Annotated in this window: 7 protein-coding genes; 2 read left to right on the plus strand and 5 right to left on the minus strand. The window is 59.0% G+C overall.

What is annotated here, in order from left to right; genetic code table 11:
- Positions 1-55: 55 nt before the first annotated feature.
- The 4 genes from V3C20_RS11075 to V3C20_RS11090 form a co-directional block, all read right to left on the minus strand.
- A complete protein-coding gene (locus V3C20_RS11075; RefSeq protein ID WP_161981413.1) occupies positions 56-1,537 on the minus strand; it encodes a carbohydrate porin in 1,482 nt (493 codons plus the stop codon).
- Between the two features lie 203 nt (positions 1,538-1,740).
- Positions 1,741-3,327: a hypothetical protein gene (locus tag V3C20_RS11080; protein ID WP_130084626.1), complete on the minus strand. Its 1,587-nt coding sequence runs from the start codon at positions 3,325-3,327 to the stop codon at positions 1,741-1,743.
- Positions 3,328-3,341: 14 nt separating this feature from the next.
- On the minus strand, positions 3,342-4,175 hold the full coding sequence (locus tag V3C20_RS11085) for an NAD(P)-dependent oxidoreductase (RefSeq protein ID WP_130084625.1): 834 nt from the start codon (positions 4,173-4,175) through the stop codon (positions 3,342-3,344).
- 27 nt (positions 4,176-4,202) lie between these two features.
- Positions 4,203-6,956: a tetratricopeptide repeat protein gene (locus tag V3C20_RS11090; RefSeq protein ID WP_130084624.1), complete on the minus strand. Its 2,754-nt coding sequence runs from the start codon at positions 6,954-6,956 to the stop codon at positions 4,203-4,205.
- Positions 6,957-7,073: 117 nt separating this feature from the next.
- Here V3C20_RS11090 and pepT point away from each other — a divergent pair, with 117 nt between their 5' ends.
- The gene (gene pepT, locus V3C20_RS11095; RefSeq protein ID WP_130084623.1) at positions 7,074-8,306 is read left to right on the plus strand and encodes a peptidase T; all 1,233 of its coding nucleotides are present in this window, start codon (positions 7,074-7,076) and stop codon (positions 8,304-8,306) included.
- 285 nt (positions 8,307-8,591) lie between these two features.
- On the opposite strand, the gene V3C20_RS11100 is transcribed toward pepT, so the two are convergent.
- On the minus strand, positions 8,592-12,971 hold the full coding sequence (locus V3C20_RS11100; protein WP_130084622.1) for a DUF6288 domain-containing protein: 4,380 nt from the start codon (positions 12,969-12,971) through the stop codon (positions 8,592-8,594).
- Positions 12,972-13,145: 174 nt separating this feature from the next.
- Here V3C20_RS11100 and V3C20_RS11105 point away from each other — a divergent pair, with 174 nt between their 5' ends.
- A complete protein-coding gene (locus V3C20_RS11105) occupies positions 13,146-14,456 on the plus strand; it encodes a malic enzyme-like NAD(P)-binding protein (RefSeq protein ID WP_130084621.1) in 1,311 nt (436 codons plus the stop codon).
- The last annotated feature ends 324 nt before the right edge of the window (positions 14,457-14,780 follow it).

A 14,780-nucleotide genomic window follows, 5' to 3' on the forward strand; every position in this document is an offset into this window, starting at 1 on the left:
GACACTATTTCCAGTAAATGCGATCAATATTTTCCAATATTTCCCGCACGGTCACTTACCAGGACCACACGTTCTGAATCTGGAAAACCACGGCAGTCTGCCCCCGGCGCCCGTTGACGGGATTTTTCACGAGCTGAATGTCAGGCTGAAGCGTCATGGTAGGCGTTACCTGCATCACGTATGTCAGTTCAATGCCATATTCATTCTTGTTCACGTACGGGCCGTTCTTCCTGGCTCCCTGCTGCCAGAGGAATCCCAGGCCCAGGTAGCCGTCATTGGAGGCACCCTTCCCGTAAAAGGGGGAAAGGAGCACCAGCCCTGTGGTGGCCGCACATCGCACACCGGTCAACGCAGCTGCGTTGTCGCTGGCCCAGCCGCCGCGGAAGAACCAGCCCAGATGACTGTGGCGGCCGAGCTGCTGCTGGAAGTTGACGCCTACGCCGCCTCCGTTTTCACTGTCGCTGGTGGCGAAGAAGGGCTGGAGGCGGTACACGCCCGGTCCCCACCCGCAGAAATCCTCCGCCACGTAGCCGAATTCAAGCACGTTCGTCCAGTTGTCAGAGTTCAGGTTCTTGAACGGATTGTGGTTGGCGGTCATGTTGTTGGCGGCTGTGGCGCCCATCACATAAAAGGAGGAGGTGGGTTGCCACGCAAAATGGAACCCCAGGGAGTTGTCCGTGAGCGGAAGCATGGGATTGTTGCCGAAAACGCTGTTGGTCAGGTTATTGTTGTGGGAATTGGCATACGCATTGTGGTCCATGTAATTGGTAGTGTCCAGTTGGCCCGCCATCAGCAGGAGCTTGCCGCCCGCGCCCACCCACGCCAGGCTCAGGTTGCTGAGGTGCGGGTCCGGCCCCTGGAAGGAGCTGGTGGGGTTCTGGAGGGAACCCAGGGTGGTGGCGGGGCCCTTGTTCCCTTCATTGAAGTCAAAGCCGTTGCCAAAGTCGAACTCGGAGGCCAGGTACAGGCCGCTGCCCGTGGAGTTGTTGCGGAAAATGGTGATATTGGTCAGAAGAGAACCGTTATAAGAGGGGAAATCCGTTTTCCCGTTCAGGCCGCCGCCCGTCAGGCCCGTGTAGTTGAAGCCGAACTGGGCGGAATAGGTGATGCCGTATTTGGACAGGGCCGTCTTGAGCTTTTGTGCTCCGGTGGAAATCATGTCCTCGCGGATCCAGGCATTCGGTTCCACGCAGGTATTGCCGAAGACGTAGGAACTGTCCAGATACGGCATCATCTTGAGGGGCTTGGAGGCAAAAAACTCAATGCCGGGCTTGGATGGGCGGGAAAGGTGCTGAAGAAGAATGCTCGGCTTGGTAGGCACGCCGGGCGTGCGTTTGGTAATCTGTTCCTCCGGCCTCTGTCCCTTGATCAGGCTGGGGCTTATTTCTCTGCCTTCCAGCGGCTTGACCCGCAGGCCGCGTTCCGTGTTCAGATAAACGGCCTCCGGGGCCGGCTGGGGAACCTGCTGGGCCAGGACGGGATCACAGGAAACAAGGGCGGCGGCGGCAAAAAAAGGAGGAAGCAATACATGTTTCATATGACAGTCAGACAAGGCCGTACCCGGAATTGTCATAACGCGGGGGGCATGCTGACACGAATACCTGACAGGCCTTCGCAAAAAAAGATGAAAGCCCGGGCGCCTTCCGTAAAAGCCGGTAAATCCCGGAGCGGTTGCTTCTGTGGCACATCGCCGGGGCCGCAGGACCGGGCCGTCTGTGCGGAAATCCCGCATTTCCGGGATCAGTCCTTTCCGTACAGCGGGGGAACGGGAGCCTTTGCCGGAAGCGTGTACAATTTTTCAATATCGTCCAGGTACCTGGCAATGGGCGTGTTGGCCGGAGCCTCTTGTTCCCGGATCATCTTCATGGTCGCCGCATAGGAATCAAACGTTTTTCCGGAACCGGTCCGGGTGTTGATTTCATACCAGTCCATATAATCCCGTACGCGCCGGGCCGTTTTCATGGAAAGTTCCCGTATTTCCCGGAGCTGGCTGATTTTCAGTGCGGCTTTCCTGCGGTCCAGTTTGTCCGTCTGCATCAGGGCGACGAGTTTGGCGTATTCCACGATAATGGGGCGGTAGGAGGGAAAGGAACGCCTGCTGAGGTTGAACAGGCTGCCGGATATGTTGGAAAGCTGCCTCTTCAGGTCGGGCAGGGAGGCGGCCTCTTCCAGATTGTCCACGGGGAAAGTGGTGGTGGTACGCGTGTCCGGATCATACTTGACCAGCGTAAGGGCTTCCTGCAGGTGCCTTTCCGTCTCCATGATCGTGAGGGTTTCCGTCACGGGGGGGGTAGCCATGCGGGAAAGCTGGAGCGTCCACCATTTATGCAGGGAGGAAGGCGTCAGATTGAGCTGGGGAAAGTGGCGCTTGATGAGGTTTTTGGGATCATCCCCCCCCAGAATCGCCTGGTCCAGCAGATGTTTCATCCCTTCCGGTCCGTTTTTCTGGTTTAGCAGACAAAGCATCAGGGCACCGCAGGAAGTCTGGTAGGCGGCGTAGGAAGTAGCGTCCAGCTCCTTCTCCGGTTCCCGGCTTTTCAGGATATCTTCCGGGCTCATGATGCCATCCTGCTGGAACAGGGTGGAATACAGCGCGCGGTCCGCTTCATTGGTGTGCCACAGAACTGCCTGTTCCAGTCCGGTGATAAGCCAGGGGGGAAGGCTGACCTGTTCCGGAAGCCCCTCCGGATCGACATTCCGCAGCATCATTTCATAAAGCAGGGTGGAAATGACCGCGTGCCGGAGCCTGTCCTGGTTGATGCCGCGACCCAGGTGGATGTAAATATTGTACGTGATGGCGTCCCCCAGAATCGTGGTCTGCATGCGGATGGGATTGGGCGGGACCGGGGTGCCCGGCTCCCCCATCAGGCGGATGATGATCCGGTTTTTCCATTCGTCCGGCTGCTTGAGGATTTTCAGGAGCGTCGTACGCATGGAATCTGCGCGGGAGGCGATTGCCCCGGCCAGCAGGGCGTCCTGTCCGATCACGTGGAACTGCTTGGAAGAGGAAATGCTGGTGAAGGGCTGCCGCCGTACCGGGGCTTCCGTGGCGAGAGCCGCAGCGGGCGGGGCTGCCGCTTCTCCGGACGGAGCCGCAGGAGCGGAAACGGGTTCGGCAACGGGCGCAACGTTGGACCGGCCCTGCAGGACGGGGCGGTCGGAGGAATCGTCCAGATGGTCCGTGTCCGGAACGGGCAAGGGAACTGTTTCTTCATGCGCGGCGGCAGGCGGCGCGCTTTCTCCCCGTTCCGCCTCCTGTCCGCAAACGCAGGGAACAAGGAGCAGGAGGGGCAGAAGAAAGCTGGTGCATGTTCCTCCGGAAATCATCGGTCGGGATCGGGTTAATCGAATTGTTCCGCCAGGCAGCCGAAATCCTCTTCCGCATGACCTTCGCGGCACAGGCGGTCCATGATGGAAGAGACGAGCGCCGCTACGGGAGGCTGGATGCCCTTTTCCGCCGCCAGTTCCTGGGCGTAAACGCTGTCTTTCCGCATATTGTCCAGGGAAAAGTGGGTGGAAAAATCGCGTTCCGCCATCAGGGGAAGCTTGAACGCCGCCAGCGGGGAGGCGATGACGTTCCGGGAAATGGCCTGCCCCAGCAGTTGCGGGGAAATGCCGTAGGCCTGGGTGATGGCCAGGGCTTCGCTGAGGCTCTGGACCATCGTGGCGGAAATCATGTTGGTGATCAGCTTCACGACGGTGCCGGCGCCCACGCCGCCCGCATGGAGAATATCCTTCGAGCTATGTTCCAGAACGGGACGCATGCGGTCCAGCGTGGAGGAATCCGTCCCCGCGTAATAAACCAGTTCCCCCTTTTCCGCGGGCATGCGGGAACCGGTGAACGGGCAATCCACATAAGTGCAACCGATTCCGGAGCACATCAGGGAAAGCTTGTCCACCGTGGCAAGGTCGATCGTGGAATGGTTCAGGATCACGTGTTCCGGGGTGAGGGCTCCCCTCATCTGTTCAAACACCTCCAGGCAGGCGTTTCTGTCCTTAAGGTAGATCTGGATAATTCTGGAAGCGCGGACGGCGTCCGCCGGGCTTGCGGCCACGCGGGGGTAACCTTCACGGGGCGTGCGGTTCCAGACGGTCACGTCGTCACCCAGGGAGATCATGTGCCGGGCAATGCGCGAGCCGATGATTCCCAAGCCGAGAATGGAAACTTGATGCATAACGGGATTCGGGAATGAAAAATGGGATCAGGAACCGATGCGGAAACGGCTTCTTCTGCGCGGTTTTTCCGCGGCTTCCGCCTGTGCCTGTTCCTTGGCGGGCGCGGTCTCCGCCTGCTGGTTGGCGGCAGTGTGCGCGGGGCCTGCCTCCTTCACCTGGGAGGCCAGGGAAGCGGGTTCCGGTTCCGTACGGAGGCTCACGGCGATGTGCCGGGATGCCGGAGCGGGGCGTTCCTGGGCGTTCGGATCTTCCGCAATGCTGGCGGGAACTTCCCCGGCTTCGTGAGAAATGGCTTTCGGGTCGCTCACCGCAACGGCCATGTGGGTGTCGGGAACGTCCGGAGCCGGTGCGGCTTCCTTCTCTGCCTGCTTGCGGCGCGGCAGTGTGCTGGTGCCGGTGATGGCCAGTTCCAGGTCGGAATCCGGCAATCCTCCGCAGCGGATGGCGGCATCGTAACTCTTGCGGGCCTGCGCTGTGCGTCCCAGCCGGGAATAGGTCCATGCGAGGTTGAAATGGGCTTCGGAGGATTCCGGATGGATCTTCAGCGCTTTTTCAAAATGGTCAACCGCCTTTTCGTAATTCCCGGCGCTGCTTTCCAGGTTGCCCAGGTAAAGCAGGGCCGGAGCGTTGGCTGGGTTCAGCCTGACGGTCTCCGTCAGGGAGGCCAGCGCCTGCTGGTCGAGCCCGGCCCGGTACTGGGCCACTCCCATCATGAACCATGCAGGGGAGGAGCCGGCATCCAGCTCGGTGGCCTTTTTAAGATGTTCTATAGCTTCCTCCGCCTTGTTGCGCTGGAGCAGGATGGTTCCCAGGTTCACCAGGGCGGGTACATGGTTGGGCTGCAAATCCAGAAGAGTGCGGTAGAGCTGTTCGGCCGCTACGTAACGTTTTTTGGCAAAGGCTTCCGCGGCTCCCTGGCCCAGGGCCTCCGCCTCCAGTTTTTTGCGCACGGCGGTTTTCATGCCTTGGTTTACCTGTTGCTGGTCCGGCGCAGCGGAGGAGGCTGAAAGGGCGGCCAGTTTCGCCTGTTCATTGAACTGGCGCGTCAAATCCTCCAGCTTTCTGCTGAGTTCCTCCACCTGGCGGTTTTTCTGTTCCACGGCTTCTTTGGCTTTTGCCAGGGCCTGGGTCTGAGCCTTGTTCGCCTTTCTGTTCTTGGACGCGTCATTTTTCATTTTGCTGCGCGCCAGTTCCAGTTCCTTGGAAAGCTGGGCAGCCTTTTCCCGTTCTGAGAAAAGTTCCTTGGCCAGCTTGTTCATGTCTTCCTTCTGCTGGTCCGTCAGGAAAAGTTTTAACTTGCTGTCCGCCGCAAGGGTATTGACGATTTGCTGTTCGGCGGGCGTCAGCTTGATGATCTCCCTGTTGCCCAGCAGGGCTGCAATATCCGCCGTGGCCGGGTTTTGCTGGAACTCCCTCATGTAAGTGCTGATGAGCAGGGAACGGCTTTGGTCCTGGATGGAAAGAATGCGGCTCTGCTTGGCGATGATGGAGCGCATCAGCTTGACTTCCTCCGTAAGCAGGGGGCTTTTTTCCGGATGCTCGGACAATTTGGAAAGCTCCACATCCGCGTTGATCAGCTTGGTCATCATCTCCGTGATGCGCTTGCGGTAGCCGATGTTCTCGTCGCTCATGGCAATCAGCTTCTGCTTGAGTCCGGCGGATTCTTCTCGGGCTTCTTCCAGAGCTTTCAGATTGGCCTTGCGCTGTTCCTCGGAATCGGAATTGGCCGTTTCCAGAGCGGCGATTCTGGCTTGTGCATCCTTGAGCTGGGCCATCAGGGTCATATTGCGGTCCAGCAGGTTCCTGGTCTTGTCCGGATTGTTCAGTTCCAGCAGGGCCGCCAGCTGGTTGCGTTCATTCTGCAGGGCGTCTCTATCGTCCGTCGTTTTCTTCAGGGCATCTTTATATTCCTGAAGTTCCTGCCGGAGGGAAGCTATCAGTTCCAGATGCTGGGCTCTTTCCTTCCCCAGCCTGTCGACGGTCTGTTCCAGTTCGTCCACGCGCCGGGTCAGTGTCTGAAGAAGCTTGTTGTTCGTGGCCCTTTCTTCATTCATCTGTTTCTTGACCTTGATCAGCTCGTCGCGGTAAACGGACTCTCCTGTGGCGGCCACGGCCAGGTCTGACAACGCTTTCTCCAGTTGCCTGCGGGTGCGCTTGAGGGCATCGATCAGGGCCTTGTTTTCCATTCTGGACTTGTCCAGGGCATTGAGGACGCGGTCGTAAGTACTTTCCACGACTACCGGAGGGGTTCCGGGAGATACGGACGATCCCGGAATGGGATTGATGGGAAGGGCTCCTGGCGTTGCCGGGAATTCCACGCCTTTGTACCCGGGGGGCAACGTGATGTTGGGTTTGAGCCTGGGACGGTCCGCGGAAGGAACGGCGGGAGGGTGCTCCACAGTCAGAGCGGGACCTGCCGGACGGGCTGCCGCCTGCTGCTGCGCCAGTTTTTGCCATCGGTCCAGGTTTTCCCTGTTGATCTGGCGGCGCTGTGTGAGCAGGTTGGGTCTCCATTGCGGATGAGATTTGACCAGTCGTGCGAGTTGTTCCTCCGCCTGCTGGGTGAGGCGGATGGCCCCCACATAGTCCCGCTTTTCCGCCAGTCCGGCGGACTTGTTGACCAGGCTGAGCGCCTCCACGTACATGTCCGAGGGGTCTTGCCACGTTCCGGAGGACGCGGACATGGAGCCCGGCACATAGATTTCCTGCGCCATAAGCGGCAGCGCGCCGCAGGAAAAGGCCATAGCAAGGGTAACGCCAACGGGGAGAGGAGTCATCATGGGGAGAAGCTCTGTTTACATACTTCAACCAGAACTGAACTGCAAGGATAAACCGTGTCCTTGTGCTTGTGTTCGGAATACGGGGTGCTAGACTTTGAGCAATCCTTGATTTTCCTGATGAATATATCTGTTTTGGACCGTTTTTTGAGATATGCGGGTGTGGATACTCAATCATCCCCGGACTCTGGAACCGTGCCGTCCACGCCCGGACAGACCGTTCTGAGCCAAATGCTGGCGGAGGAACTTCGGGAAATGGGCGCGCAGGCGGAGCTTGATGAAGCTTCCGGCATCGTGTACGCTTCCATCCCTTCCAATATCCGGAAAAAGGTTCCGGCCATCGGCTGGGTGGCGCATGTGGATACGGCTCCCGGAGTACCGGGCAGCGGCGTGAACCCTTCCATCGTGCATTCCTATGACGGGGGTGATATTGTTCTGGACGGAGAGCGGGGAGTAGTGCTTTCACCGGACGTATTTCCGGAATTGAAGGAATATGTAGGCCAGAACCTGGTGGTGACGGACGGGAAAACCCTGCTTGGAGCGGACGACAAGGCGGGCATTGCGGAAATCATGGACATGGCCGCCTCCTTCCTGCTGCATCCGGAACGCCCCCACGGAGACATCAGGATTGCCTTCACCCCGGATGAGGAAATAGGGCGTGGCGCGGACAACTTCGACGTGGCGCGCTTCGGCGCGGACTTTGCCTACACGGTGGACGGAGGACGGCTGGGAGAAATCGAATATGAAAACTTCAATGCCGCTTCCGCCGTGGTGACGGCGCACGGCAAGAGCATTCATCCCGGAAGCGCCAAGGGCAGAATGGTGAACGCCTCCCTTCTGCTCATGGAATTCCAGTTCATGCTGCCCACGTTCCAGAATCCGGCGTGTACGGAAGGCTACGAAGGATTTTATCATCTGGACTCGTTCCGCGGGGACGTGGAACAGGCCGTGGCGGAATACCTGATCCGGGATCACGACTCCGCGGAATTTGAGTGCAAAAAGGAATTCATGCGCGACTGTGCCGCCCTGCTGAACCGGAAATACGGGGAGGGCTCCGTCATCGTGGAAATCGAGGATTCCTATTACAATATGCGGGGGAAAATTCTTCCGCATATGCACTTGGTGGACCACGCCCGCCAGGCCATGGAAGCGGTGGGAGTGCGGCCGGAAATCATCCCCGTGCGCGGAGGCACGGATGGCGCGCGTCTTTCCTTCATGGGGCTGCCCTGTCCCAATCTGTGTGCGGGAGGCCACAACTTCCATGGAAGATACGAGTATGTTCCCGTGCAGTCCATGGAGAAAATTTCCGCCATCCTTCAGGAAATCGTTTCAGGATACGCTCGCGGGAAATGAGTGTCCGTTTGTGCCTGGAGACGGTCCGGGGCTGTTTTCTCCCGGAATGCTGCGGAGGCGTTTCTTCCCGTGCGGGTTTTTTCACGGGCGGAAAAGAGGGGCTTCCGCATGACTCCGGAAATTTCTTGACCGGGAAAGACGGCAGTTTTTTTTCTGGTTGCGGGAACGCAGATCAGTAGAAGACCGGATGCCGGGGGGACTTCTCCCTTCCGGTCCTTGAAAAAAGAAGGGGCCGGGCTCATGGCGAGCCGACCCCTGAAATTGATGGTCTGTCACGGGATGCCTTTATTTGGCCGCCGCTACCGCTGTTCTGGGAGCATCCTCCTTGTATACGTGCAGTTCCGCCAGGCGGACCTTGCCGCCTTTCTGTGAAAATTTGACACGCAACCTGTTTGTGGTGACCGGGTCGAACGTTCTCATGCACTTGATAAAGCCGTTGCCGGGGGCCTGGAGCATGCGCAGAACTTCCGGCTCATCGGCATACATGGCCTTCTGTGCATCGCTTACTCCAGCGGTAGCCGGACCTACGGAACCCCAATGGACGGGAATCCACTTGCCGCTCTTGTAGGCTTCAATGATGATGCGGGAATTCCCTTTGTCCAGCTTGAGGTCCACCGCCCGCAGGGTGGCGGGGGATTTCAGGGTAAGCTCCAGTACCAGGGGATTGTCTTCCCCGTTCGGCATGTCCAGCTCTTCCACGGTAGTGACGTCGCGGTCCAGAAGTTTGGCCGTGTCCACGCTGCCGCCGGTAGAAGCCTTCAGCTTGTAATCCGCGACTTCTTCAGACCCTTTGCTCAGCAGCTTGAGTTCGCGTACGCGGCATTCCAGGCCGTGCCAGTCCGTGGAAACACGGAACAGGCAGCGGGACCCCTGGGTCAGGCAGGAATCGTTCGGGGAAACCCATGTCTTTTTGTTCTTCTTGTCCGTTTCGTCGTACACCTCGATCTGGTTGCCCTGGGAGGCCGCAGAAATATAAGTGCCATCCGGCAGGTGGAAGGAACAGCCCCAGTTGCCATGGTCGCGGATCAGGATGCCCGGAACCCACAAATGGTTGCAGTTGGTGACGGGGCGCGCTTTCTCCCCACATCCCACTTCAAAACCGCCGACGGCGATGGGGCGGTCATACTCCACGTCCAGATCGTTCACGCGCCATTTGATTTTGGCCGTCATCTTGGGAACGCCCGGCTGGGTGGGGCCGCTGAGTTCCTTGCTGTAATTGTAAACATTCCATTGGCCTCCGAATTTGGTACCCGGCGTCCAGGAGATGGTTTCCATCGGGGAAAAGGTGGTGGTGTCGCTGAACTGGACGGTGCCGGCAAAGTCGTACTTGTACGCTTCATTGGCCTTGCTTTCCAGTTCCTTGTTGCGTTGCAGGCCCAGGGCACGGCCGCCCAGGGGCTGCTGGATGTCCAGGTTCAGGGAATATTCACCGGGCTGGAGTTTGTCGTCCTTGCGCTTGGGTTCAAAGAAAATGCGCACATCCATGCCCAGGATCATTTCCGCACAGGTGGCCTTGGTGAGTTGGTCCACGCCGGGAAGGGCCATGATGGCCTTGGAAATGGGGAGGGCCCGGGAATTGACCAGGTCCATGAGCTTGAAGCGGCAGCCCTGTTCCACGGGAATCTTCTTCATGTCCCGGATGGCGGACTTGAGGGAGGCCGGGGCCTTGGAGCCCAGAGCCGCACTGACCATGCTCCAGTTGCGGATGTAGGTATTCAGGAAGCGGGATTCCGTATCGTTAATGGGGGGAACCTTGCGGAAGGACTTGGCCTGGAACTCGGGCTTTCCGGTGATGGCCAGGTTCTGCCGTTCCGCACACAGCGCCGTGATCCACACGCCGGTGCGGATATAGGTGCCTATCACGGGATCCGCCGTCATCAGCTCCAGTCTGTTGGGATTCTGCATCATGCCTCCGTCAAACGGGCGCAGCAGGGTAAGCTTCCAGCGGAAAGCCTCCATGTTCTTGTAATAAACTTCCGGATTGACGCGCCAATAGGAGGGGAGGGCCCACATAATGGACAGCGTTTCGGAGGAGTGACCCTGGTCGCAGCCGCCGATGGGGCCTTCGCTGTACATGATGCGGCTGTTTTTGGTGTATAATTCCGGTCCTCCGCAGATGAGGGAGGCGATGAAATAGGGACCGTGGCGCCCGGAATAGGTGCCTCCGCAGTTGCGGTTGGGTTCAAAGGAGAAGGATTCCGTCATGCGGCCGTAGGGCCCCATCCCCGTGGGGCAGAGCTCCTGGGCGCGGTCCATCATCTTGTCCAGCACGCCGTCTTCCACCCGGGCCGGGGTTTTGCTGGCCAGCGCCAGGAACAGGCACATATGGGAGCCGCCGATGCTGACCCCCGTGCCCGCATAGCCGGGATGGATGCCGTGCCCGGTGACGAAGTCCCCGTAAAGCACTTCGTTCTTCATGCGCTGCACGCCGTTACGGATGGCGGGCAGCACGGAATTGTCCCGGTAGCGCAGCCAGTACTCGCACAGGAAGATGCCCGCGGAAGCCTGGGGAACCGCCCACCAGCACTGGGAGCCGGAAAAGGCGATGTAATGAGCGGCCTTCTTGATGACCGGATCATACTTGGGATTGCCGGTAGCCATCAGGGCCAGACCGGCCCATGCCGTATCGTAATGGTTGCCGCAGTAGCCGCCAGGGCGTTCCCAGGAGCCGTCCTCGCGCTGCTGGGCGGCGAGCCATTCGCTCATCATGTGGACCACGGCCTTGCTCTTGGCGCAATTTTTCGGGAAGCCGGGCGCATAGGACCCCAGCTGGGGAATCTTGAACGTGACGTTCTTCACGTACTTCTTGACGGCGTCCGGCAGGGTGGAGGCCCCTCCCGTGTACACGGTGACCCCTACGCTTGCGGCCCCTCCGGGGGTGCCGGTCCCTTTCAGCTTCCAGTTGCCTTTGGGGATGTCGAAAACAATAGAGGAGACGGCGTGCGCCAGCCAGACCTTGCGTTCGGGATCGTATTTGGCGGCGCCGTAGCCCACGCTGTACTGCAAGGGCCTGAGCTTTGTCAACGGAATGGGGCCTCCGGCCCCTTCCAGCCTCAGGTCCGACCATTCGAAACCGTCGCTGCCGATGCCGTTGCCGCCGTCGTCAACGTGCAGCCGGATCTGCTGGCCGCCCTGGACGGAGATGGAAAGATTGACGGGCTTCTTCGCCTTTTCCTCCCTGAACACTTCCTTCCAAAGGGGCTGGAGGCCCTGGACTTTTTCCACGTTCTCCGCAGGAATCAGGTTCAGGGTAATTTTTCCGGCGCCTTCCGCCTTATCCACCAGCAGGCCGGCGTGCATGTCCAGGCCGCGGGAATCCTGGAACTGGTAGGGACCGTAGGGAACATCCAGGCTCAGGGAGGTTTTGAAGGGCTGGCCATCGATACCGAGGATCACGTCCCCCTTGTTCACATATTTTTCAGCGGGGGAGCCTTCGATCACCTGGGTGACCACGTACACGTTCGCCACGGGGTCGCCGTTGGGGTCCAGCAGGGATTTGGGAAACATTCCCCTGAAATTGGGATTGGGCCAGGACGTATCCAGACCCCGGGCACGGAATCCGAGGGGGCCGAAAGTAGTGATCCACCCTTCGGCTATCTCTTCCTTGTTGCCGAACCAGCTTGTATAAAGCTGGGAGTACTGTTTCTTCCACTGGTTCAGGGGAAGCGCCTTGGCATACTTCTTGATGTACGCGTTGACGTCCCCCATATTGGTAGTTTGCCTGTGTGCCGTTGCGCGGGGCCTGCCTGCGGATGCGGTTGCGGCGGTATGTGCGTTGCGGGAAGGTGCGGCTACTCTGGCGGTGGTGGAAGACGGTTTTTCCTTTTCTACCGGAGCCGCTTCCTTAGCGTCGTCGGCGTCATCCGTTTCTGCAGGTTTTTCCGCCACTGCTTCGGGAACGGTTTCCTCGTCTCCTGCCTCTGCGGGCGCGTCCGCCTTGTCTTCAGCAGGTTGGACGGCAGCGGGGGATGGTTCCTGCGGAGGCTGTTCTTCCGCGGTTGCGGTTTCCTCTTCAAAGGGATCTGCCGCTTCCGGGGTAGGCTGTGCGGCCTTGTTCCCGGCTTCCGGCTTGGGGGCCTTCTTCTTTTTGTGAAGCTTGGCCGGTTCCTGGGCCGGAGCGGTTTCTTGACTGCGGCTGTGGGTAGAATAGTGGTACGCTGCGTAGCCTCCTCCCAGCAGGACCAGCAGCAGAATCCATATTCCCAGGGAATTTTTTTTCTGACGAGGCTGGGGCATGGCGACCGGAGAAACGGGTGCTTCCGCACCCGGTGTGGCCAGGGCCCGCTGGTCGCGCTGGAGGGAAACGGACTGGGCCTGGGGTTCTGCCGTTCCGGCCGCCGGATGGGCGCCGGGTATGGCATAAACCAGATACAGCGTGCCCTGGGCCGGAATTTCCGCCAGGGCTCCGGTGCGGAACTGGGCCTCAAAATCGTTTTTGAGCGGAATCACCTCCTGCTCGATGTCGGTGCTTTCCGGATAGCGCAGCTTGCCGCTTTCCGGGTCGCGCACGGCCAGGCCCTGCGGGCAGAATTCCCGGACCAGGTATTGGACATGGCTGGAATCCGCCGCAAAATAAACGTGGCAGAGGGGATCCGTCTGCTTCAGCGACTGGATAAGATAGCCGTTGATATTGAATCCTGAGGGAAGGGGAGGAGTTGTTTCCATGAACAAAGACAGTTGATATTCCTTAAAACTACTACCATATTTCTGCGCCTCTTTCAATTTAAAAGAAATGTCGTCCGAACATGGGTCTTGTGACGCGATTAAATGATTATTTGCTTGAATGCACGCTAATTATGTGGTGCAAGCAAGGCTCGATTTTCCGTTCCCCCTACAACCATGAGTTCCGACATCAGACTAGACGCCTTGCAGTACCACTCCCAGCCCCGTCCCGGAAAGATGGAGACGCTGCCCTGCAAGCCCTGCTTTTCACAACGGGATTTGACGCTTGCCTATTCCCCGGGCGTTGCCGAACCCTGTCTCCGCATTAAGGAAGACCCTTCCCAGAGCGCCCTGTACACCGGCCGTTCGAACCTGGTGGGTGTCATTACCAACGGCACGGCCGTACTCGGCCTGGGCAACATAGGCCCGGACGCCGCCAAGCCGGTGATGGAAGGCAAGGGACTTTTATTCAAGGTATTCGCGGATATCGACGTTTTTGACATTGAGCTGAACATCAAGGAGCCTGAAAAACTCATCGAGGTCATCAAGACCATGGAACCTACCTTCGGCGCGATCAATCTGGAAGACATCAAGGCACCGGAATGCTTCATGGTGGAGGAACGCCTGCGCGAAGAAATGAACATTCCCGTGTTTCATGACGACCAGCACGGCACGGCCGTGATTTCCGGCGCGGCCCTGCTGAACGCCGCGGAATTGACGGGACGCAAGCTGGAAGACCTGAAAGTCGTCGTCGTCGGGGCCGGCGCCGCGGGCATTTCCTGCGCCAAATTCTATATGACCCTGGGCGTGCGCCGCGAGCATATTTACATGTTCGACTCCAAGGGGCTGATCCATACGGGCCGCATTGACCTGCATGCCACGAAGGCGCAATTCTCCCAGTCGGAAGACTGCACGCTGGAAGAAGCCCTGACCGGGGCGGACGTCTTCCTGGGCCTCTCCACCAAGGGGCTTCTGACCCAGGACATGGTGAAGCTGATGGCCCCCTCCCCCATTATCTTCGCCTGTGCGAACCCGGACCCGGAAATCACCTACCAGGACGCCAAAAAGGCACGCCCGGACTGCATCATGGGCTCCGGCCGTTCCGACTGGCCCAACCAGGTGAACAACGTCTCCTGCTTCCCCTTCATTTTCCGCGCCGCGCTGGACGTGCGCGCCTCCGTCATCAACGAACAGATGAAAATCGCCGCCGCGCGCGCCCTGGCGGACCTGGCGAAGGAACCCGTTCCCCAGGAAGTGGTGGACATGTACGGCGGAGAACCCCTCAGCTTCGGCATCGACTACGTGATTCCCAAGCCCATTGATCCCCGCATCATCGAATGGGAATGCCCGGCCGTGGCGCAGGCAGCCATGATCTCCGGTGTGGCGCAGGCTCCCATCCGTGACATGGAAGCGTACAGAATGGAATTGAGCAAGCGCATTGCTGCCGTTAGGGAACGCGCCTCCGGCGTTGTGCGCAGTTATCTGTAAGGCCGGAATGGCGCACCTTCGGGCTCTTGACGGTAAAATATCCCCAACCGGGAGGAACACCTGGTTCCTCCCGGTTTTTTGACAGGCTTTCATTCTCTGTTCCTTCATTCTCCCCTTACGGTACGGACCAGAAGGGAAAGGGGATAATTTTGGGCGCATATGAGGGAGGCGGGATTTTTTAAATGTCTTGAACAGGAGCGGATCATGATGTATGCGACATGAAAATGGATTTCTATGGAATTTTTCAGCATGGAATGATCTTTGCCGCATGTGCCACGGGGCCTATGCGAAGGCCCTTGTTCCGCCGGAAGCGATACCTGCGGA

The sequence above is a fragment of the Akkermansia sp. RCC_12PD genome, from assembly GCF_036417355.1.
Classification (GTDB): domain Bacteria; phylum Verrucomicrobiota; class Verrucomicrobiia; order Verrucomicrobiales; family Akkermansiaceae; genus Akkermansia.